The 20,748-nt window shown below is 38.6% G+C and carries 24 protein-coding genes and 1 tRNA gene; 4 read left to right on the forward strand and 21 right to left on the reverse strand.

The genetic code is table 11. The features are described from left to right. Positions 1 to 16: 16 nt before the first annotated feature. From VCHSUH04_RS07350 to VCHSUH04_RS07380, 7 genes are all read right to left on the reverse strand, one after another. On the reverse strand, positions 17 to 1,555 hold the full coding sequence (locus VCHSUH04_RS07350; protein WP_105085979.1) for a YadA-like family protein: 1,539 nt from the start codon (positions 1,553 to 1,555) through the stop codon (positions 17 to 19). Positions 1,556 to 1,558: 3 nt separating this feature from the next. After that, positions 1,559 to 2,740: a DUF2800 domain-containing protein gene (locus tag VCHSUH04_RS07355; RefSeq protein WP_233188319.1), complete on the reverse strand. Its 1,182-nt coding sequence runs from the start codon at positions 2,738 to 2,740 to the stop codon at positions 1,559 to 1,561. Next, positions 2,694 to 3,089, reverse strand: coding sequence for a hypothetical protein (locus tag VCHSUH04_RS07360; RefSeq protein WP_105085981.1), 396 nt, complete (start codon positions 3,087 to 3,089; stop codon positions 2,694 to 2,696). The genes VCHSUH04_RS07355 and VCHSUH04_RS07360 overlap by 47 nt, the downstream gene beginning before the upstream one ends. Positions 3,090 to 3,416: 327 nt before the next feature. Beyond that, positions 3,417 to 3,596, reverse strand: coding sequence for a hypothetical protein (locus VCHSUH04_RS07365; RefSeq protein WP_105085982.1), 180 nt, complete (start codon positions 3,594 to 3,596; stop codon positions 3,417 to 3,419). Between the two features lie 2 nt (positions 3,597 to 3,598). Then, entirely contained in the window at positions 3,599 to 3,793 is a 195-nt protein-coding gene (locus tag VCHSUH04_RS07370) for a helix-turn-helix domain-containing protein (protein ID WP_105085983.1), read from the reverse strand. A 128-nt stretch (positions 3,794 to 3,921) separates the two neighbouring features. Next, a complete protein-coding gene (locus VCHSUH04_RS07375) occupies positions 3,922 to 4,170 on the reverse strand; it encodes a helix-turn-helix transcriptional regulator (protein WP_005385876.1) in 249 nt (82 codons plus the stop codon). Positions 4,171 to 4,204: 34 nt separating this feature from the next. Further along, entirely contained in the window at positions 4,205 to 4,393 is a 189-nt protein-coding gene (locus tag VCHSUH04_RS07380) for a helix-turn-helix transcriptional regulator (protein WP_105085984.1), read from the reverse strand. Positions 4,394 to 4,577: 184 nt separating this feature from the next. On the opposite strand from VCHSUH04_RS07380, the gene VCHSUH04_RS07385 reads away from it, so the two are divergent. The 4 genes from VCHSUH04_RS07385 (at position 4,578) to VCHSUH04_RS07400 (ending at position 6,833) form a co-directional block, all read left to right on the forward strand. Beyond that, positions 4,578 to 4,955 (forward strand): helix-turn-helix transcriptional regulator, encoded by a 378-nt coding sequence (locus VCHSUH04_RS07385; RefSeq protein ID WP_060924563.1) that lies wholly within the window; start codon positions 4,578 to 4,580, stop codon positions 4,953 to 4,955. A gap of 15 nt (positions 4,956 to 4,970) precedes the next feature. Then, positions 4,971 to 5,246, forward strand: coding sequence for an ImmA/IrrE family metallo-endopeptidase (locus VCHSUH04_RS07390; protein WP_105085985.1), 276 nt, complete (start codon positions 4,971 to 4,973; stop codon positions 5,244 to 5,246). Positions 5,247 to 5,263: 17 nt separating this feature from the next. Continuing rightward, a complete protein-coding gene (locus VCHSUH04_RS07395; RefSeq protein ID WP_105085986.1) occupies positions 5,264 to 5,611 on the forward strand; it encodes a hypothetical protein in 348 nt (115 codons plus the stop codon). Between the two features lie 148 nt (positions 5,612 to 5,759). Continuing rightward, on the forward strand, positions 5,760 to 6,833 hold the full coding sequence (locus VCHSUH04_RS07400) for a site-specific integrase (RefSeq protein ID WP_105085987.1): 1,074 nt from the start codon (positions 5,760 to 5,762) through the stop codon (positions 6,831 to 6,833). A gap of 80 nt (positions 6,834 to 6,913) precedes the next feature. On the opposite strand, the gene VCHSUH04_RS07405 is transcribed toward VCHSUH04_RS07400, so the two are convergent. The 14 genes from VCHSUH04_RS07405 to VCHSUH04_RS07470 all read right to left on the reverse strand — a co-directional run bounded on the left by VCHSUH04_RS07405 (position 6,914) and on the right by VCHSUH04_RS07470 (position 20,655). Continuing rightward, positions 6,914 to 6,989 (reverse strand) — tRNA-Lys (locus tag VCHSUH04_RS07405). 74 nt (positions 6,990 to 7,063) lie between these two features. Continuing rightward, positions 7,064 to 7,366: a hypothetical protein gene (locus tag VCHSUH04_RS07410; protein WP_105085988.1), complete on the reverse strand. Its 303-nt coding sequence runs from the start codon at positions 7,364 to 7,366 to the stop codon at positions 7,064 to 7,066. Position 7,367: 1 nt separating this feature from the next. Then, positions 7,368 to 8,333 carry a GTP 3',8-cyclase MoaA gene (gene moaA, locus VCHSUH04_RS07415; RefSeq protein WP_105085989.1) on the reverse strand — a complete coding sequence of 322 codons (966 nt, stop codon included), beginning with the start codon at positions 8,331 to 8,333 and terminating at the stop codon, positions 7,368 to 7,370. A gap of 25 nt (positions 8,334 to 8,358) precedes the next feature. Beyond that, on the reverse strand, positions 8,359 to 8,799 hold the full coding sequence (locus VCHSUH04_RS07420) for an MOSC domain-containing protein (RefSeq protein ID WP_060924025.1): 441 nt from the start codon (positions 8,797 to 8,799) through the stop codon (positions 8,359 to 8,361). 228 nt (positions 8,800 to 9,027) lie between these two features. Further along, a complete protein-coding gene (locus VCHSUH04_RS07425) occupies positions 9,028 to 10,356 on the reverse strand; it encodes a nucleobase:cation symporter-2 family protein (RefSeq protein WP_105085990.1) in 1,329 nt (442 codons plus the stop codon). 248 nt (positions 10,357 to 10,604) lie between these two features. Next, positions 10,605 to 11,222 (reverse strand): cyclodeaminase/cyclohydrolase family protein, encoded by a 618-nt coding sequence (locus VCHSUH04_RS07430; protein WP_105085991.1) that lies wholly within the window; start codon positions 11,220 to 11,222, stop codon positions 10,605 to 10,607. Between the two features lie 150 nt (positions 11,223 to 11,372). Further along, on the reverse strand, positions 11,373 to 13,043 hold the full coding sequence (locus VCHSUH04_RS07435) for a formate--tetrahydrofolate ligase (RefSeq protein ID WP_105085992.1): 1,671 nt from the start codon (positions 13,041 to 13,043) through the stop codon (positions 11,373 to 11,375). Positions 13,044 to 13,420: 377 nt separating this feature from the next. Beyond that, positions 13,421 to 14,689 (reverse strand): SLC13 family permease, encoded by a 1,269-nt coding sequence (locus tag VCHSUH04_RS07440; RefSeq protein WP_105085993.1) that lies wholly within the window; start codon positions 14,687 to 14,689, stop codon positions 13,421 to 13,423. Between the two features lie 103 nt (positions 14,690 to 14,792). Continuing rightward, a complete protein-coding gene (ttdB, locus tag VCHSUH04_RS07445) occupies positions 14,793 to 15,404 on the reverse strand; it encodes a L(+)-tartrate dehydratase subunit beta (protein ID WP_105085994.1) in 612 nt (203 codons plus the stop codon). Further along, positions 15,404 to 16,306, reverse strand: coding sequence for a L(+)-tartrate dehydratase subunit alpha (gene ttdA / locus VCHSUH04_RS07450; RefSeq protein WP_105085995.1), 903 nt, complete (start codon positions 16,304 to 16,306; stop codon positions 15,404 to 15,406). Before ttdA ends, ttdB begins: the two co-directional genes overlap by 1 nt. A gap of 385 nt (positions 16,307 to 16,691) precedes the next feature. After that, entirely contained in the window at positions 16,692 to 17,720 is a 1,029-nt protein-coding gene (locus VCHSUH04_RS07455; RefSeq protein ID WP_105085996.1) for an AraC family transcriptional regulator, read from the reverse strand. Between the two features lie 176 nt (positions 17,721 to 17,896). After that, entirely contained in the window at positions 17,897 to 18,163 is a 267-nt protein-coding gene (locus tag VCHSUH04_RS07460; protein ID WP_004698672.1) for a SemiSWEET family transporter, read from the reverse strand. A 396-nt stretch (positions 18,164 to 18,559) separates the two neighbouring features. Beyond that, on the reverse strand, positions 18,560 to 19,582 hold the full coding sequence (locus VCHSUH04_RS07465; RefSeq protein WP_105085997.1) for an AraC family transcriptional regulator: 1,023 nt from the start codon (positions 19,580 to 19,582) through the stop codon (positions 18,560 to 18,562). A gap of 14 nt (positions 19,583 to 19,596) precedes the next feature. Beyond that, positions 19,597 to 20,655: a zeta toxin family protein gene (locus VCHSUH04_RS07470; RefSeq protein WP_174683256.1), complete on the reverse strand. Its 1,059-nt coding sequence runs from the start codon at positions 20,653 to 20,655 to the stop codon at positions 19,597 to 19,599. Positions 20,656 to 20,748: the final 93 nt, after the last annotated feature.

Here is a 20,748-nt window from a genome sequence, read left to right on the forward strand (position 1 = left end):
TCCTTCTTTAAATGAATTATTTGTTAGCTTCTACTTCAGACATTAATTTGTTTACGAGTGCTTCAAGTTTGCTGATGCGGCTTTGTGCATCTTTAGCTTCTGCTACATAGTCAGAACCTTTACCAGTTTTGAATGCTACGTTTACGGTGTATTGGTTCTCACCGCCTAAAGTAGCACCAAAGCCAAGCATGATACGTTCATTAGGTCTAGCGAATACGCCGAGCGCTACTGCATTACTGTTACGGTAATGGCCGTAACTTACGGCGTAGCTGACTTTGTCATTTCTGTTGAAATCGAGTGGATGCAATCCTGCAAGTGCTGCGGAACTTGCGCCTAACTTATTAACACGTTGGCCAAGATTGTTGACTTTGTTGTTAATGTCATTAGCTAAGCCCAAAGAACGATTTTCTAAAGTTGTGATACGCCCTTCGTGATTGTCTGCCACATGTTCAAGGCTTCTGATATCCGCTGTATTAGCAGTTACCTTTTGGCCAAGGGATGTAATAGCAGATGTATTACCATTGATGCGGCTAGTGTTGCTGGCGATTGCAGTAGTATTACCTGTGATAGCTTGCTCATGATCGTTCACTACATCGCCAAGCATGTTTAACCCGATTGCCACATCTTTAATGTTTTGCTTGTTTTTGTTAATTTGTTTAGCGTTTGTTTCGATTTCATCAATAGCAGCGTATAATTGGCTACCATTGATAGCGTCTAATGAATCAGCGGCGATTTGGCCAGCGCTAACATTCGTAAGTTGGCGGTTGTACTGAGTTACTCCGCCTGCACCTGCACGGGCTTTAGAACCAAAGGACACTACGCTTGCTGGTTGTTCACCAGCAAATACGTGGCGAGTACCATTAATTGTGATACCATCAACGCCAACGGCGCTATCTGTAACGCTGTTAGTACCGATTGCCACCGCATTCGCTTGGTCAGCAATCGTGTTGTTACCAAATGCAACGGCGTCAGTGGCTAAGGATTTGGCATGGGTGCCAAATGTAAGAGCACCTTGACCATTAGATTCAGAATTAGAACCGAACACTAATTGCTCTTTGTCTGCGCCAATTTTATTATTGTAGCCAACTACGGCGGATTGCCCACCAGCCACTGTGCCATTGTTAGCGCCGACAACCACAGTGTCAGCACCTGTAACATTATTAGTTCTGCCTAATACTACAGAAGATTCACCGGATACGAAGGCACCGTTACCGATAGCCACACTATCATAGCTAGAAACACGGGCTTGATTGCCGATTGCCACAGTGTACTCAACTAGGCTTTCAGCATGGGAACCGAATGCGAAGCTATTACGACCTGCTGCAGTAGCGTTATTACCGCCGGCGAAACCGTTTTCACCAGTTACAGTATTATTTGTACCGAACGCTAATGCATTATTAGCGTCGATGTTGTTTTGGAAGCCCCATACTGCGGAGCTTGTAGATGTTGCGGAGATAGTATTATCTGTACCGCCTACTGTGTTATTACTAGTTGCGCCAACTACGTTTACTGCTAACGCGGAAATTGCTAGTGCTGTTGTTAATGTTTTATTCATCTCTTATACCTCATCTTCAAATTCATTCATCATTGTTTCAACTGTATTGATTGCCGGGCGTTTATCGCTTTCCGGTACAAGCGTAGGCTTGCCCTCCGGTTTATCGATATAGGATTCTAGGTATTCGGCAACGCCCTTTTTACCGAGTACCTTTTGTAAGTTCGTGATACCTTCGAGTTCTCGAGGCTTGAAGATTTGCTCTTCCTTGTAGCCATTATCGAGTAATGTTTTAGCAGCGGCGTCTGGATCCGTAATTGTACGTCTTGATGTACCTTCCACTAATTTATATCCAGGCCATTGCTTTTCACCCGATAATGCCTTCTCATATGCAAAGTCGTAAACACCTTTAATCCACTTTGTGATTAAATCTTTCATCGCTAGAATGTCGGATACTTCGCTGTCAGTAAGTAATTGATTGAGCTTACCACCATTCTTATAGAATGTATCAAGGCAAGTATCTGCTAATGCTCGGCAGGTGTGCCGTGCTTTACAGAAGTTGCAGTAATCGCAAGGTGTACATTCGCCGATACCGTCCCAGGCACGTTGTGCGATTGGTTTGATATCTTCGCCCCAATCAAGAAGTTCTTCAAGTGACATTTCGTCGGTAGACACACTATCAAGTCTTGGTTGAACGATCGTCATACGAACCGTTTTTACATCATACAAGAACTCGTTAACGTCATAAGCACCTAATGCGTAGAGTCGCATCTGTGTGTTTTCGACGGCACTAACCGGAACGCCTTTACCATACTTCAGGTCAATCACTTCCAGGATGCCATCGGCTACGATTACCATGTCACCGGTGCCGAAGCCCTCAGGTACCCAACGAGAGAAGTCGAGCCGTGCTTCAATCATGGCTTCCGCATCAGCGGAACGGGCACGTGCTTCGTTCACCTTTTCTTCGCAAATATCGACATATCGATTAACCGCTTCTACCATTTCAGCGGAGTAATCGTCTAGCTTAGGGGCTTTTTTGCCTTCAAGCTTATGCCGGAGAATTGCTTCTGCCAGGTCATGTGCTACAGTACCTTCCGCAGCGTAGGGCGATTGTTCATCAGGGAACATCGCTTCTAGTCTTGCTGAAGGAGTACATACTAACCACCTGGCACTACTGGATGCACCTAGTAAGGCGTGTTTCTTAGCCACGACTAGCCACCCAATCCATAATTTGAATACGTTGTTCATCGGTAGCAGATGTTACCTTTTCAGCGCCGATGCTATCTAAGAAGGCTTTGAATTCGCCTTTAGCTTTCGTTTTATCAGTAGCTTTCGCCATTACGTCTTTTACTGCTTCACGAGTTGCTTCAAGGCTTGGTACTTCTTTTTCAGGTTCTACTGTAGGCGCGGGTTCTTCTTCCTTAGGAGCTGGTGCTTCTTTAACAGGTTCAGAAGCTTCTTCTTTAACAGGTTCAGGAGCTTCCTTCTTAGCAGGTGTTTCTTCTTTAACCGGAGCGCCTACGATGGATTGGTATAGGTCTTTCACTTCTTGTTCTAATTCAACTGCTTTATCAACTGTAATCTTTAACTCGATCATTGTTCTATCCCCTTTCGGTTTAACTATGTGATATACTTTAAATGGATATTTTTCTATGCGCCCTTTAGCATTGCCGTGCTTTGGGGTGCTTTTTTTGTGCCCAGGTGCTCGCACTCATCAGGAATGCAGTAATCTCTATTAGGGCACGTTGTACAGTCTCGCAATGTCCTCACCTCCTTTCACTAGGCACGTTTGGATAAACGTGTTATTCTATTTACACACGGGTGTATGTCTTTGCAGTTATCGCACACTATACGAGGCTTGCCGGTTAGATACGACCAATTTGTGTAAGGACTTTTAATCCTTTTATTACAGAAGGAGCATCGTTTATCGTTCATACTCTTTTAGCTCCTCAATCCAGTAACCAGTGAGTAACCAAAGAGTGATACCTAGTAACCCCTGGCACATACCAGTCCACAAATCTATGCGGTCTATTTCGATAGAACCGACAGTTCCTACTACTAATATGGCTGCAATAATGCGAAGCGCATAAACTACTTTCATCATGTCTACTCTCCTATTCGTGCCTGGCATCGTTTAGCAAGCCAAGCATTAAACGAATCAACGTGGATAAGGCGTTTACCTCCACGCTTACCGATTTTCATGGACGGAAAGTCAAAATCTTGCGCCCATTCTCGGATAACGGCTTGCGGTACGCTGGCAAGTTCTGCAGCTTCCGCTACTGTGATACACATCTTATTCATAGGTACCTCCTAGAATGCTAGAAGCACCAGGGATAACATCACGAATAAACTTATACCTGCGGACAAGCCGAGCGCTAAAATCCATAAGCAACAACTAGCTAGTTCTAATAATTGTTTTTTATTCATAGCTACCTCCTATCTAATTTAGGGTTGTAGTAATCGGTTTCCCAAAAGTCGTGACTTTCAGTATCATCGACACACAACGCATAGCAGATACCAACGACTGTCGACATTTGCACTGACTTTCCTTTGATAGCTCGGTTTAATGTATCCATCGAAATTTCAGCTTGTTTGATCAGCGCCGTCTTAGTCATGCCTAACTCGTTCATGCGTTCCGTAATGGATTCGCCGAACATTCTGATTACGAATTCTTTCATAACCTATCCTCCGTAACGGTTTAACCGTAACCAACTATAAAAAAATAATGTCGTCATACGATACACCAAATACTTCTTGTATCTTTTTTATGTGAGGAACATCAGGGAAAGAGCGTTTGCGCTCCCAATTTCCCCAAGTATCAACAGACACTCCAATCGCTTTAGATGCCGTAAGTTGAGACCAGTTTTTTGAAGCCCTTAACATCTTTAATGTATACTTCATAAGCTACCTCCTTTCTCGATACTCACATCTTGTTTACAGTCATCATTCTACTACGGTTTATCCGTAATGTCCATAAACTAAACTTAAACTATAGTAAAATTTCCGTAAAATATTGATTTTATTACGAAAATATCGTAATATATAGGTGTATTAATTAATATATTCCATATTTTGAGAGGTTCTTATGAGTGATTTAGGCAACAAGGCTATTATGGCTGAGAATATTCAACGACTAATGGATAGCCGAGGAATTGATCGCAATAAAATATGTGCTGATTTAGGGTTAAAATACACTACGTTTACCGATTGGGTAAAGGGAAATACATATCCTAGAATCGATAAAATTGAGTTATTGGCAAACTATTTTGGCGTTCCTAAATCTGAACTAGTAGAGAAATATACAGACGGCTATTACACCGACCGTGAGGCAGCCGAATTTGCTGAATACCTACGCACACGTCCAGGGGCTCGTATGCTCTTCTCTGCTGCTAAAGATATCACTAAAGAGGAGATGGAAGAAACAGTCAAATACATAGAGTTCTTAAAATCTAAACATAAGTAATACACACAAGGGAGAGTGGTAGTATTGGTTATTAACCTTATCTATTGTGACTTACCAAATGCTAAAGCAGTTTCTGAGGAATCAGAAGATGTAGACACTCATAATATCTACATTAATAAAAATCTTCCCCATGAACGCATGAGGGAGGAAATAAAGCATGAGTTAAGTCATATTATTCGTGATGACTTTTATGTAGATCATCACGTTAATTTAGTCGAACGTATGGTTAGAATGTCTCAGATTGAAGATGGAGACATTAACGGAATCGACTTTTATCATCATATTATTTAACACAGGGAGATGTTATCATGAAAAAGACTTTATTAATTACTGCTATGTTCGCCTTAGTTACAGTTACAGGATTTGCTAGAACTGAGGTATCTCACGATGAATTTAAGGCTTTAGACGGTCCAAAGGTGCTAGTGCATTACGATGACGGGAGCACCGAATTACTTGATGAACAGGAATATCTTGAACGCACTATTAGTATGACACAAAAAGAAATGGACGATTTACACAAAGTCGATGAGGGCACTAAAAATGCACTAGCAAAATGGCAAGCTGATCATGAGATACACCAGGCACCATCTGAAGAAGTGCAACAGCCTAAAAAGAAAAAGCACTGGTATGATAACGTACTAGATTCTGTATTTTAGATAAAAAAAATAAGCCCTCACCGCAGTGAGGGCCACTAAAAACTACATACCTTAGAGGTATTTCATTTTTACTCCAATACCATTATATCACATAAAACCTCTAAGGCTTATTTCTTATACCCAAATTTAAGCCAAGGAGGTTATTTTTATGGCTAAAAAACGAGCCGATGGACGCTACCAGGTATCAAAGCTGATAAACGGTAAGCGTAGATACTTTTACGGCACTACCAAGAAAGCTGCTATTGCCGAACGTGATGCTTACGTTGAATCACTAGCGCAATGTGCTAACTACGATAACACGATTACAATCGAGAGATGGTGTGAGTATTGGATCCGACTTAAAACGGATACGGTTTCACAGAATACCATATCCTCTTACCAATATATTATTAAAACCTATATTGTGCCTTTCATAGGCTCGATACGATTAGTGGAGCTGTCAGCATTAAACGTAAGAGCACTTATGGATAGCATGGGCCACTTATCAGCACGGACTATCAGTTACACGCTAACCGTTCTTAGAGCTATCCTAAAACAGGCGGTCATGGATGAGATAATATCGAAGAACGTGGCCACTCTAGTAAAGAAACCAAAACAAGAACGTAAGCGCGAAATGGTAACGTTATCTAAAGAAGAGGTTGAGACCTTCCTTGAACAAATCGATGATGTCGAATGGCACGCCCTGTTTAAGCTAGCATTTACTACTGGTTTACGCCGTAGCGAGATACTCGGCTTAACCTGGGATGATGTCAACTTAAAACAAAAAACGTTAACCGTCAATCAGACAGTTTTACGAATCAATGAAGTTACGACTATCTCAAAAACGACTAAAAACAGCTCGTCTAGGCGTTCTATATCACTCGACGATAAAACTATCGCAGAGCTTTTAAAACTTCGCACATGCGTCGATAAACGGCGCCTAAAAGCAACGAACTGGAGAAATAATAATCTCGTGTTCCCTGGTAAGTTTGGAAGCCCTCGTGATCCGGCCAAGGTTTCTCTAAAATGTAAAAAGTTGGCCACCGCAATCGGTAGACCTGACTTTACGATGCACGATACTCGCCATACACATGCCACCTTATTATTAGAAGCAGGCGTAAACTTTAAAGTCGTACAAATGCGGCTTGGCCATTCCTCGTATCAGCAAACGATGGATACCTACTCTCATGTTACTCCGATTATGGAAGCCGACGTGGTAGAAAAAATTTCAAACATATTCTAATTGATGTCAAAATGATGTCAAAAGGTACCCTGATAAAAATGATGTCAAAAGAAAAACCCGCACTACTGTGCGGGTTTATTTGGTGGACCACCAGGGGTTCGAACCCTGGACACCCTGATTAAGAGTCAGGTGCTCTGCCAGCTGAGCTAGTGGTCCATGACACGACTAATTATATGCCTATTTTATAGGAATGTAAAGAATATTTATTACATTCCTATAAAACATATGCATCAATATTGTCCTAGCCAATCCTTCATCGTATTACAAGCCTCCGTAGGGAGAATATCACTAGTCCCTACGCAGTCAACACCACTATATAGTTGAAGAACACTATGCGTACGACTTACCTCTTTAATAATAATGTTTGTCACATCAGCCTTTGGCACATTAAATTGCAATCCATAACGGCCCTTGTAGGTAATTACAGAGGATTTAGTATCATATTCGATATGGACTTGAAGCATCTTGCCACCAGGCCAGCATTCTTCAATATGTTCCTTTGATCTTGGTTTGAGAAAATCAAAAAATCCCATATTATCCTCCAATGCGCCACATAGGACGTTCTGGTTGTTCCATACCTACGCCATCATGACGTTCTTGCTTTCGCTGCAATGCACGTTCAATATGCATAGCTAAATCTTCCTCGGTCGCACCATTGCGCACAAGAGATACAAGATCAGCCTCGTCATCCCGCAACAAGCATAAACGCATTTGCCCATCTGATGTAAGACGTACACGATTACATGTATCACAATAGCTATGAGACATAGAAAAGATGAATCCTACAGCCTTTCCACTTGGTAACGCTAAGTACGTAGCAGGGCCAAAGCCATAAACGGAATGCACTTCTGTAAGCGGACCTCCACTAACACGTTCTAATTGAGTCTTCCATTCGTCAAAGGTTGGACCATGGAACGCATCGCCTTGGAATGGCATATATTCAATAAAACGCCATACAACAGGCCACTTTTCTACATACTGTAATAAAGATTTAACTTCATCATCAGACCAATGGCGAGATAATACGGTATTAATCTTTACTGATTTAAAATTCTCGCTAATAGCACTGCGAATACCATCTAATACGGAATCTAGCTGCCCCTCTTTGCCTACACAAGTGGCAAAAGCGTCACTTTCAAGAGAATCTAGACTGATATTCACTCGGTTCAAACCAAGTTTTTTCAATCGTTGTGCTCGAGATGCAAGCAAGCTACCATTAGTAGTCATAGATATATCTTCAAACCAACCAGTATCCTTGATACGAGTTAAAAGCTCTTCAATATGAGGATATAGCAATGGCTCGCCACCAGTTAAACGTACCGCTTTCACGCCGATACGATGGAAGGCACCTAAAATAGTCATCCATTCATCAACTGATAATAATTGGGTTTGACTTTGAGGTGTAATTTCAGCAGGTCGACAATAGGGACAACAAAAATTACACGCATCTGTCAATGACAGACGTACATATTCAATTGTACGGCCCCATGCGTCTTTCATAACACACCTCGTTTATCCGACTAAGTTATTTGATAATAGATACTTCATCACCTACGTGAATCGTACCATTTTTAAGGACTTTGCCAAAGATGCCTTGTGTAGGCATGATACAAGATCCTACTTGTTTCATGATTTCACAGCCATGATGACATTCCTTACCAATTTGAGTAATTTCAAGAATTACATCCTTACCAATTTGTAATTGTGTGCCTACAGCCAATTCGTAAAGCACCATACCTTCTACAGTGATATTTTCTGCAAAATCACCAGGTTTTACATCCGCTCCTTGGGCACGCATATGATCGATGCTTGCAATACCAAGCAAGCTGATTTGACGATGCCAATTGCCTGCGTGCGCATCACCTTCCATACCATGATCTACGATAAGATTAGCGGATTCAATATTATGTTTCTTTTGCCCTTTTCTCTCACTAATGGAGATAGCAATAATTTTTCCGTCTGCCATGTAACCCTTCCCTTCTTATGGGAACATACCATATATATACATATATACATAACTTTATTTCAATATGTAATTGCAGTCATTTTTATAATTTTCATGTTACTGAAAGCATCACAAAATTATTCTACAATTATCTATCTATTATAGCATAGTATTCACACAAATTTCCTGTGAATTTAATCACTAAAAAAGAACTCTGCTCCAAGGAACAGAGTTCTTTTTTAGTAATTTTTATCGACGACCCATTTCTTTAATTTCGTCACCACGATTAACACCATTAAGTAGTAAATTAAGCAATATTGCCATAATACTACCGAAAGTGATGCCAGATTTTAAAATAATTTGTGCCCACGCAGGGAAATTAGCATAAAAGTTTGGCGCTGCAATTGGAATCATAGCTACACCAATACTGATAGCTACGAGCATTAAATTATGGTTGCCTTCAAAGCTAACCTTGCCTAAGGAACGAATACCACTAGCAACGATCATACCGAACATGGCAATACCAGCACCGCCCAACACGGCATTCGGAATGCTAGCTACGATAGCCGCTAATTTAGGGAATAACCCCAATAAAATTAAGATTACACCAGATGCAGCTACAACAAAGCGGCTCTTAACACCTGTTACGGCAATAAGGCCAACATTTTGAGCGAATGCTGTGTAAGGGAAACTATTAAGAATACCACCAATAATTGTAGATACCCCATCAGCACGAATAATAGAAGCAAGTTCTTTACGACCAATTGGCTTATCTACGATTTCACCAATAGCGATACTATCACCAGTTGTTTCTACCATAACTACGAGCATTACGATAATCATGGAAAGTACAGACGCCCAATCAAAGGTTGGTAATCCGAAATAGAAAGGCTCAATAAACGCAATCCAGTGGGAACGACCAACTTCATCAAAGTTTGTAACGCCCATGGCAAACGCAATTGCTGTACCTGCAATCAAACCAATTAGTACAGAAAGATTACTAAAGAATCCTTTGGCAAATTTATAAACAAATACGACAATTAAGAAGGTAAGGAACCCTAGTCCAATATTAGTAAAACTACCAAATTGAGGATTACCTATACCGCCGCCCATCCAATTAATAGCAACTGGCATCAAGTTAATACCGATAATGGTAATAATTGTACCTGTAACTACAGGTGGGAATAAGCGAATAAGACGACTAAAGAATGGAGCTATCAAGAAGGTAAATAAACCGGCTATGATAATAGCACCATAAATAGCAGTCATACCATGCTGAGCACCAATCATGGCCATAGGTCCAACAGAAGCAAAGGTAACACCTTGGATCATAGGAATACGTCCACCAATTTTACCAAAACCTAATGTTTGGATTAATGTGGCGATACCGCAGGTAAATAAGTCCGCTGTAATTAATCGAATCAAATCTTCCATAGGTAAATTCATGGCCTGTGCCACAATAATAGGTACAGCAACGGCACCTGCATACATGGCCAGTACGTGTTGTAAACCAAAGGCAAAGAGCTGTGGTATTGGCAACATACTATCGACCGTATTCATTTGTTTTTGATCTGTCATAATGTCTCCTACATCAAACCTCGAAATAACACCCATTTATTTTACACTATCGTTCGGATTTTAACAATAGAAAAAAGAGAACTCATTATTTTTAAAAGAAATAATAAGTTCTCTTTCGATATTTTTCCGAACATTAGATTTTTAAAAATCTTAATCGTTCGAAATCATCTACGGTATTATTGATTAGTATATACAGTCGTATATCTTGTTATTTTAATCTGCTGTTTTAAACTGCTATTTTGAGCTGGCTATACATATAACGCTATAATTGCCGCTTCTTTATCATCTAAACCTGTTTCAATAGCATTCATTTTTGCGGTTATATCAACTACAAATGCTTCGTCTTTAATACCTGATAAATTAATACGTACGTTTAGGAATGCTGCCTTTACTGCAGCACGTGCATTGATTGCAGCAATAATACCATCAGTAATAAGATTTTGATTACCTTTTTTAGATGCTAGCTCTGCTAAATCAAAGATTTGATAGGCTAACTCGCCGATTTCAAAGGGAACCATTGCAGCATCTTTATAAGCTTGTTGAATAGCGGCAGTACGTTTAGACTTTTCTTCATCTGTATTCTTTGGCAAACCTAAGGCATTCATAAAGATATTAAATACATCTGCATCAGCTTGAGATAATTCGAGCATGCGATTACGAATAGATTCCGCTTTAGCTTGAAGATCTTTCATGTCAGATTGAACATCTTCATATCCCTTTTTACCAAAGGTTAAATTCGCCACCATTTCAGCTAATGCTGCCCCCGTTGCAGCCGTTAAGGCCGCAATGGCTCCACCACCTGGAGTTGGTTCTTTAGATGCAGTAGCTGCTACAAAATCTACAACACGTTGTTCTACTAAATTCATAACAAGACCTCATGTAAAAGCGATAACAAGCTATCCTTGTTATCGCTTTGTCATTTCTATAAAAATATACAGGTAACACACTATATAAACTAGTGAAAGCAGACACTACCAATAGGCAGTTAAGAAAATGTCTACTACAAAGAATTTATATTAGAATAAGCCTTTAATCGTGCCGTCTGCTTCAATATCCATATTAAGTGCAGCAGGACGTTTAGGAAGGCCAGGCATAACCATTACATCACCTGTACGGCATACGATAAAGCCTGCACCATTAGCTACACGAATATCGGATACAGTGATGGTAAAGCCTGTTGGAGCACCTAAGAGTGCTGGATTATCAGATAAGGAATATTGAGTTTTTGCCATACATACAGGCAAACGATCTAGGCCCCAATCTGCTAATTGTTTAATTTGTTTTTTAGCTTTGTCCGCAAAGATAACACCATCGCCACCATAAATAGTTTTAACGATTTTAATAACTTTCTCTTCCAAAGTATCTTCTAAATCATATACAAATTTAGGTGTTGGTTTAGGACCTTCCAGTAACTCTACGACCTTTTTCGCCATGTCAGTGCCGCCTTCGCCGCCCTTTTCCCAACATTCATTAAGTTCTACAGGTACGCCAAATTCATCGCAAAGACGAGTTAATTCAGCTATTTCTGCATCTGTATCAGTAGCAAATTTATTGATAGCTACTAATACAGGTACGTTAAAGTAACGCATGTTCTCGATGGCTTTTTGCAAATTGCTGAAACCATTTGTAACAGCTTCAACATTTTCAGTGCTAAGTTCTTGTTTAGGTACACCGCCATGCATTTTAAGAGCACGCAATGTAGCTACGATAACGATTGTATCAGGGAAAATATCCCCGTAACGGCATTTGATGTCGAGGAACTTTTCAGCCCCTAAGTCAGCACCAAAGCCAGCTTCTGTAACTACGATGTCACCTAATTTAAGACCCAGCTTTGTAGCTACGATGGAGTTACAACCATGAGCGATGTTTGCAAATGGACCACCGTGAACGATAGCCGGTGTGTGTTCTAATGTTTGTACTAAATTTGGCTTGATTGCGTCTTTCATAAGAAGCGCCATCGCACCTTGGCAACCTAGCTGATGAACATAAACAGGCTCACCTGCTAAATTACAGCCGATAACGATACGACCAAAACGTTCTTTCAAATCTTCTAAATCTTTAGCCAAGCAAAGAATAGCCATGATTTCAGAAGCAACAGTAATCATGAAGTGATCTTCTCGTGGGAAACCACACACTTTACCGCCAAGTGCTACGGTAACATTACGAAGGGCGCGGTCATTCATATCTAAAACACGAGTCCAAGATAATTGGCGCAAATCGATTTGCAATTCATTGCCTTGATGGATGTGATTGTCGATCATAGCGGACAATAAATTATTAGCTGCTGTAATAGCGTGCATATCACCTGTAAAATGAAGGTTAATATCATCCATTGGTACAACTTGAGCGTAACCGCCACCTGCTGCACCACCCTTAATGCCAAATACAGGACCTAAGGATGGCTCACGCAATGTGGCAATCGCATTTTTGCCAATTTTTTGTAAGCCTTGTACAAGACCAATGCTCGTTGTAGACTTCCCTTCACCTGCTGGCGTCGGTGTAATAGCCGTAACTAACACCAATTTACCATCTGTCTTATCTTCTAAGCGACGAATAGCATCAAAAGAAATCTTCGCTTTATAATGACCATATTGTTCAATATCATCAGGTGTTAAACCACATTTATCGGCAATAACCTGAATCTTCTCCATCTCATTCTGTTGGGCAATCTCAATATCGCTTAACATAAAGCCTCCTCGGCACCATGGCCATCTATCAACTATATAACAACTTTAAACATATTATCTAATATTTACTATTTAATATTAATTGTCTACTGTAGATGTATATTTGTACAACTACAGTAATCTATTATATATGAAAGTATTACGTATGTCTAATATTAATCCTTAACAATTTTAGTAATATAACTAATAGATCTAAGATGTCTAAGACGTATAGAAAATCTAATACGTCAAATACGTATAATACGTATAATACATCTAAAACATCTAATAGCTAAATTATATTATCTAATACGTTTATCACTACCTATTGCACATATGAGAAAGAGCCCTAATGCAACATACATTAGGGCTCTTTCTAAAAAACTTATATTATCTCATTAAAATGGGAATAAAATTGGTAACAATATAAGCGCTACTATACTAGATACAACGATGAGCGGCAAACCAGCTTTCACATAATCCATGAAGCTATAACCAGCAATGTTGTATACCATAGTATTCGCAGGCATACCAATTGGGGTAGCATATGCTAAGGAGCTAGCGATTACGATAGCTGCAAGCACCGCTTTTGGATCGAATCCCAATTGAGATGCTAAGCTAAGACCGATTGGTACCAATAATGCACAGGTAGCAGTATTAGACATAAAGTTCGTCATGAATACACCAAGCACAAAGATTACTACTAGAACAACAATTGGAGATGGACTAGCACCAAGGCTGTTTACGATAAGATCTGCAATTACAGAACCAGTACCGGTTTTAACCATTGCATCCCCAAGGGCCATAGAGCCAGCGAAGAGCATGATCGTTTTCATATCGATAGATCTAACAGCTGCACTTTCACTAATAACATTAGTAGCTACTAATACGAGAGCACCTACCCAAGCACTCACATAAAGTTTTACGCCCAATTGTTTTTCAAAAATCATAGCAGCGACGGTCAAAATCAATATGATTGCAGCAGTCCATTTCTTCCAAGATGGCACATGACTATAATCATCATTACCTTCAAAAGCACCATCTGGTTGATGACTTGGAGTATCTGGTAAGAAACGTTTACCAATTGTAGCATAGAATATAGTGCCTACGATAAGGATTGGTAAACCTACTAGACCATAATCGAAGAAATTAAAGGAGCCTAAGCCTGCTTGTTGTAATCCTGCTTGAGCAATCATATTACCAGGAGCGCCGATAAGAGAGATATTACCACCCATAGCCGCTGCAAATACGAGAGGCATCAATAGTTTAGTTTGTTTAAAACCACTTTTTTTACAAATACCGATAATTACAGGAATCAGTACAGCAGCTGTACCAGTATTAGATAAGAAACCAGATAAAATACCTGTAATCATCATTACAGCAACAAGTAAGGATGTTTCAGTTTTGGCAAACTTATGAACTACATTACCAACCCCTACTGCTACACCCGTTGCAAAGAAGGCTTCACCAATAACAAACATACCCATAAATAGTAAGACGTTTGGATCTACAAAACCGGCGAATGCTTCTTTAGCCGATAAAACTCCACTTAGATGCAAGCCTACTGCTACAACCATAGCGGTAATAGATAATGGAATTTTCTCCCACGCAAACATAACGATGGCAAATACCAAGAAGCCAAGAGTTATCATTACACTCGTATCCATATATACCTCCCAATACGTGTAATATACCTAAAAAAGGGTACAAAAAAGGAGGATTGTACAAAATCCGTATAATCCCCCTATTTAGTTACATTTCACAATGCAATTATTTAATGAAGCCTACGTGTTTATAAAGTTCTTCTAACACTTCTTCTTTTTTCGCATTGTATTCTACTTTTTTATTTTCAAAATAGTTATTGCCATCTGCATCAATAGATACGATAAGCGGACCAAATTCTTTAACCTTAAAAGTCCACAAAGTCTCACACATACCTAATTCACGCCAATTAGCAGATTCTACTTTTTCGACTTCTGTAGCAGCAAGAACTGCATTACCTGCAGGGAATACACAGTGTAGTGCGCCAAAGTCTTTACATGCACGAGCTGTTTCAGGACCCATGCCACCTTTACCTACAATGAGACGTACACCCGTCTTTTCAACAAAGTCATATTCGAATTTTTCCATTCGCATAGATGTAGTAGGACCTACAGATACTACTTCAAATTCATTATCGCTTATAGTTCGAATAATTGGACCTGCATGAAGTATAGCCCCATCTTTAACATCAACCGGTAAAGTTTTACCTTCTTCTACCACACGACGATGCCCCATATCACGACAAGTTGTAATATGCCCAGTCAAATAAATTACATCGCCTGGCTTAATGCCTTCTAAATCAGATTTTTGAATAGGTGTAGTTAATATTTTCTTAGCCATTATAATGTCACTCCTTTATGAGATTTAACTGTGCAATTACCATCTTTGTCAAATACGAGATCACCGCGACGATGATTCCAACAACCTACACTAACAGCACAAGAAATAACAGATGGATGACGTGTACCATGTTCAATGTTAACACCTAATACAGTTTTATCCCCACCCATACCTTGAGGTCCAATACCAATCTTATTAATTCCATCTTCTAACAATTGTTCCATATAAGCCGCTTTTTCATTAGGTGCTTTTGAAGATACAGGACGCATTAATGCTTTTTTAGATAAATCAGCAGCAGTATCAATAGTTGTAGCAATACCTACACCTACCAATAGTGGAGGACACGCATTCAATCCATAGCTTGTCATCAAATCAAGAACAAACTTAGCAACACCTTCATAGCCTTCGCCTGGCATCAATGTTTTACCTGACCCTGGCAAGGAGCAACCGCCGCCAGCCATGTAAGGGAAGATTTCTACATCATCGCGATCAGGAATGATATCCCAGTGAATATAAGGTGCAGTGAGGCCAATATTTTTACCAGTATTAAATTCATCAAAAGTTTCTACACAATTCAATCGTAATGGAGCTTCTTGTGTAGCCTTATAGGTTGCTTCTCTTAGAATATCTTCTAATTCTCCTAGTAATGGATAATTAGATCCAACCTTTACCCAAAATTGTAAGACCCCTGTATCCTGACAAGAAGGACGATTAAGCTGAGCTGCTAAATCCATATTATGTTGCATTGTCTCATAAATAGATTTGGCCATAGGATTTTTTTCATCCTGCGCCAATTCATGAATTTTTTCTTGTACATCATCAGGCAATACCTTTGCCATATAAGAAATGAAATTAGCTATCTTATTAGTCATTTCTTGTACTTGTTGTTCCTTCGTACTCATCGCAAACCTCCAAAAAGACTTCATTATTTAAAACGTAATTATTTTTGTTTCGGAACCTTAGCTCCTTTCGATGATTTCATTGTACTCTTTTTTCAGGATATAACTATCCAATTTATAAGTTCATTTTTGCTTGTAAAAGCACACTAATTTCATATAAAATCACCCATATGATTATATTTTTCTCCATCTAAAATATACAATTACACCTATTTAGAAACATCAAAAAGAGCACTACCTATCAAAAGGCAGTGCTCTTTCATCATTTATTTTTATATGCTTATCAAATATACAAAATCACCTATACCTAATAATTGTATATCCACCTAATTTTAACTTTCAAAATCATGAAATTATATCTAATTACAAGGCATTTTAACAACGAAAATTATGATTGTAATTTTTTTACAACCATCTCAAGTTGTTCTCTAACATCCTGTAACTTTTGATTGGCCTCCTCTAATCTATTTGTATTAATAGAGTCATCTTGATATGGTAAAAAACTTTGCAAAATGTCTATAATATCCTTTTCCTGGGTAGAAATAATTTCCTTCCAATCATGTAGCTTGGTCTTTCGTCCCATCTCTTTTGCTTGCTTTCTATATTCAGATGGCGTTGTATGGAAATGTTTCTTGAAAGCTACATTAAAGGCTTTAATATCTGCGAAGCCACAGCTACTCGCAATATGAGCCACCCCATCCTCAGAGTTAGCTAAACGAACGGTAGCCTCTCGTAATCTCAACCGCAACAAATACTCTAAAAAGGAAACTCCTAATTGGCGTTTAAAGAACTGAGATGTATAGTTCACATTATAACCGCCAATTTTGGCAATATCTTCTAACTCTATCTTCTGCTTATAATTTTCATCAATATAGGCAATCATTTTATCAAAGGTAGCTACAGTCATATCAGCAGGCTTTGTATGTACAGGGATAGTCTTAACCGCATCAATTTCACGATATATATCACTCGTCATAGCTAAAAAGTGACTCTCCAAGCATAATTGACGATCAGTACCTTCACCATTTACCATTAATAACATCATTTGTGCGGCACGATGACGTAGTGACGTAAAGAATTTATTATCCCAATTAGTTTTATCTGAACGCAATACAAATTGGTACATGCCGAAGTTAGGATCAAAGTATTGGAAAAACTCTTTACTTACATGAATAACGAGAGCCGTTGTATCCTCCTCTAAGGCCAATGTAGCATGACCTACTTGAGGGGAAATAACAATTGTATCAAGAGGTTCCATTGTAAAAACCTCACTATTACAACTCATGTCGATTCTGCCCTTTAGTAAGATTAGGATTTCTACGCCACTGTGCCAGTTATAGTGATAGGTACTAACCTTATATATATCACTATTGAAATCTATGTGATTGTGTTTATAGGTGTAGTGAAAGTAATCCATAACAACGTAACACCCCTCATAAAATCAAACAAATACCTCTCAATTATTTACATAAAAAATGCACCTCTTATAAATCTAAGAGATGCATTCATTATGATATATATAATTAACAACGGTCAACAGTAATCTTATTTTACATGTCAATAAATTATAGTTTTATGTTTCTACTCTTTAAATTACATAACCGCTGTAATAGCTGCTGCCAAACCAAAGAAGATACCAGGTGCATTGGCTAATGCTACTGGAATATCTCTATGTTCTTTGAACAAACCATACGCTACCCATAATGTACAGTTGATCGCAGCTACAAGTGGTTGGATCCAATCGCCAGTACCTGGATGAGCTAGGTTGTGCATGATTTGTGGGAAATAAGATACATACATAGCTACAGCAGTAACAGTTGCAACTTTACCTACGTTTTCCATAAATTTAACTTGATTCATATATCCTCCAAAATTATAACTTACTAATTTTTTACTCCTGATGAAGTATATTCTACTCAGTTTGGAGAATATAACTATCCAAATTAAAAGGTAGTTTTTATAGTAAAATCCATAGAAAAATATAGATTTCTCTCGATTTATTGCATTTTTAGAGTCTATTGATATATAAATTCGCCCATAAAGCACATATAAAAAAGCACTACTTATCACCAGTAGTGCTTTATTTATAACTTTATAGGTTTTCTTAATATAGAAATTTACCCAATTCTAATCTTTCTATATATGTCATAAATTCAGCAAAAATAATTTGCCACAAAACGTTTATCCTAAGATTAGCTACTATAAGAATTAGTTACTATAATAATCTAGTTACCATAGAGATATAATAAAACATCTTTATAAATCCTTTACTACATCGGCTAACTTTTCTTTCAAAGCTTCCAATTTTTGGCTCATAAATTCCAATTCGCTCTTGGCTCGTGAATCATCTTCATAGGACAAGAATGAATGCAATACATCAAGTACATCTTGGTTGTCTACAGAAATAATTTCTTTCCAATCTTGCAAAACAGTTTTACGGCCAATCCCTTTTACTTGCTTACGATATTCTGTGGGAGTCATATTAAAATGCTTTTTAAAAGCCACATTAAAGGCTTTCACATCGGCAAAGCCACAATCGCTTGCAATTCTTGCGACAGCCTCATCCGTACTAGCTAATCGAACAGTAGCATCACGAATTCTCAACCGCAATATATACTCAACAAATGAAATCCCCATTTGTCGTTTAAAAAACTGCGATGTATAGGCAACATTATAGCCCCCTATTTTCGCAATATCTTCTAGCTCTATTTTCTGATCATAATGCTCATCAATATAGGCGATCATATTATCAAAAGATGCCGGTTTTATATCGCCAGGTCTAGCATTTTCGTGAACCTTTTTTATAGGATCAAATTCTCTAAATACATCACCGGCCAAAGCTAAGTAATGGTGTTCTATCCACATTCGATGTACTGGGCTTTCACCTTTAATCATCAATAACATCGTCATAGCGGCATGATGGCGTAAGGTTGTAAAGAATTCATTATGACGCGTACTATCATCTGAACGTAAAATAAATTGATACGTCCCAAAATCCGAATCATACTGTTGGTAAAATTCGTTACCTACATGAGTAACAAAGGCTATAGTATCCTCTTCAAGGGCTAATGTTGCATGCCCTACTTGAGGAGAAATAATTACAACATCAAGAGGTTTCAGCGTAAAAACCTCACCATTGCAACTCATCTCAACGCTACCTTTTAACAATATAAAAATCTCAGTTTCTGCATGCCAGTTATAATGATATGTACTAACCCTATATATGTTACTACTAAACTCTATGTAGTTATGTTTATATGAATAGTCAAAATAGTCCATTACACTTTTGCTCCCTAAGGTAATTTCGCTCTTAACTCCAGTTCTTGTGCTTTACCTGCATTTAACAAATCAGTTTCATCCTGTGTCCAAGTACCAAATAACACGTTCTCTACAATGGTGCCAACTGGCTCGGTACATTGTTTGGAATTATACACTTGTATTAAATTCCGTTTATATACTTGAATACTCTCAAATAATCCACTTTGTTCTAATTCATTAATATTAGATACCAAAGATTTCACAATTCCATCGTGATGCTCTTTAGGTGTAGCTCTGGCTTGTAAAGGATCCACTACTAGCATTTCTAAATATCGTAATTGTGTTGTCAAATAAGATAGTTCCGGTTTAGTAGCAATCAAACAAAAGTCGACTGTATATCCTTTAGATTTTAATAATGTAGCTGTTTTAATTGGCACAGTTGCCGAGCGCAATGTCCCTTCAATAATTAAATTGTATTTCAAGGCGCTTAATTTATCAATCACAGCCTCTACCATCTTACCAGCAAACATTTTTGTGTACTCTACACTATCAACACCATATTTTTCTTGAAGCGCTCTAAAATGTGGGTGCTGCGCACGATAAGTGTCGCCATCTATAACAATATAGTCGCCTTTTGACTCCATCATTTTGACACGATGAATAGTTGTTTTCCCTGCCCCACTTTGGCCACCTAAAATAACAGCGTGAGGCATATTAGATATATTTTTATTTAACGTTAACAAATCAATAGTGAGTTCTAAAGCCTTGTCGAAATCTTCAGAGCTATAGGACTCAATACCTTGTAAATCACTAATTTCTTTAATATCACTAACAATATGAGAAGCTTGAATCATTGAATCCTTAATTTGGATTTCAATCTCTGTCATACGTTTTTTTAAAGATTCTAATTCATCAATAGATGTAACCAAATATAGTTCTGTATTAACAATATGAGAAAAGGCTTTTAAAAACTCTATACAATGATTAGTCCCACTTTCATCAACTAACTTGCATAGACGAGCTAATGTCTCTGCACTTTGTTCTTTTACAACCTCTATCTGTAAAGTTAAATTATATTGTTCAACGATGTTCATACATTCGCCCTCTCTCAAAATCATAACCACCCGTAGAACGGGTGGTTTGCTCTGACCCTATAAGGGTCTTTCTCTAGTGGTGGCCCTCTAAAG

Source organism: Veillonella sp. T14073-2 (assembly GCF_002959875.1).
Lineage (GTDB): Bacteria > Bacillota > Negativicutes > Veillonellales > Veillonellaceae > Veillonella > Veillonella infantium.

Bases quoted from the DNA above. Each gene is read 5' to 3' on its own strand.
- VCHSUH04_RS07380 (WP_105085984.1), bottom strand. From the start codon at position 4,393: ATGAAGTATACATTAAAGATGTTAAGGGCTTCAAAAAACTGGTCTCAA.
- VCHSUH04_RS07410 (WP_105085988.1), bottom strand. From the start codon at position 7,366: ATGGGATTTTTTGATTTTCTCAAACCAAGATCAAAGGAACATATTGAA.
- moaA (WP_105085989.1), bottom strand. From the start codon at position 8,333: ATGAAAGACGCATGGGGCCGTACAATTGAATATGTACGTCTGTCATTG.
- VCHSUH04_RS07420 (WP_060924025.1), bottom strand. From the start codon at position 8,799: ATGGCAGACGGAAAAATTATTGCTATCTCCATTAGTGAGAGAAAAGGG.
- ttdB (WP_105085994.1), bottom strand. From the start codon at position 15,404: ATGGCTAAGAAAATATTAACTACACCTATTCAAAAATCTGATTTAGAA.
- VCHSUH04_RS07375 (WP_005385876.1), bottom strand. From the start codon at position 4,170: ATGAAAGAATTCGTAATCAGAATGTTCGGCGAATCCATTACGGAACGC.
- VCHSUH04_RS07465 (WP_105085997.1), bottom strand. From the start codon at position 19,582: ATGGACTATTTTGACTATTCATATAAACATAACTACATAGAGTTTAGT.
- VCHSUH04_RS07350 (WP_105085979.1), bottom strand. From the start codon at position 1,555: ATGAATAAAACATTAACAACAGCACTAGCAATTTCCGCGTTAGCAGTA.
- VCHSUH04_RS07370 (WP_105085983.1), bottom strand. From the start codon at position 3,793: ATGAATAAGATGTGTATCACAGTAGCGGAAGCTGCAGAACTTGCCAGC.
- VCHSUH04_RS07360 (WP_105085981.1), bottom strand. From the start codon at position 3,089: ATGATCGAGTTAAAGATTACAGTTGATAAAGCAGTTGAATTAGAACAA.
- VCHSUH04_RS07440 (WP_105085993.1), bottom strand. From the start codon at position 14,689: ATGGATACGAGTGTAATGATAACTCTTGGCTTCTTGGTATTTGCCATC.
- ttdA (WP_105085995.1), bottom strand. From the start codon at position 16,306: ATGAGTACGAAGGAACAACAAGTACAAGAAATGACTAATAAGATAGCT.
- VCHSUH04_RS07355 (WP_233188319.1), bottom strand. From the start codon at position 2,740: ATGAACAACGTATTCAAATTATGGATTGGGTGGCTAGTCGTGGCTAAG.
- VCHSUH04_RS07435 (WP_105085992.1), bottom strand. From the start codon at position 13,043: ATGTTAAGCGATATTGAGATTGCCCAACAGAATGAGATGGAGAAGATT.
- VCHSUH04_RS07470 (WP_174683256.1), bottom strand. From the start codon at position 20,655: ATGAACATCGTTGAACAATATAATTTAACTTTACAGATAGAGGTTGTA.
- VCHSUH04_RS07400 (WP_105085987.1), top strand. From the start codon at position 5,760: ATGGCTAAAAAACGAGCCGATGGACGCTACCAGGTATCAAAGCTGATA.
- VCHSUH04_RS07455 (WP_105085996.1), bottom strand. From the start codon at position 17,720: ATGGATTACTTTCACTACACCTATAAACACAATCACATAGATTTCAAT.
- VCHSUH04_RS07425 (WP_105085990.1), bottom strand. From the start codon at position 10,356: ATGACAGATCAAAAACAAATGAATACGGTCGATAGTATGTTGCCAATA.
- VCHSUH04_RS07460 (WP_004698672.1), bottom strand. From the start codon at position 18,163: ATGAATCAAGTTAAATTTATGGAAAACGTAGGTAAAGTTGCAACTGTT.
- VCHSUH04_RS07365 (WP_105085982.1), bottom strand. From the start codon at position 3,596: ATGATGAAAGTAGTTTATGCGCTTCGCATTATTGCAGCCATATTAGTA.
- VCHSUH04_RS07385 (WP_060924563.1), top strand. From the start codon at position 4,578: ATGAGTGATTTAGGCAACAAGGCTATTATGGCTGAGAATATTCAACGA.
- VCHSUH04_RS07395 (WP_105085986.1), top strand. From the start codon at position 5,264: ATGAAAAAGACTTTATTAATTACTGCTATGTTCGCCTTAGTTACAGTT.
- VCHSUH04_RS07430 (WP_105085991.1), bottom strand. From the start codon at position 11,222: ATGAATTTAGTAGAACAACGTGTTGTAGATTTTGTAGCAGCTACTGCA.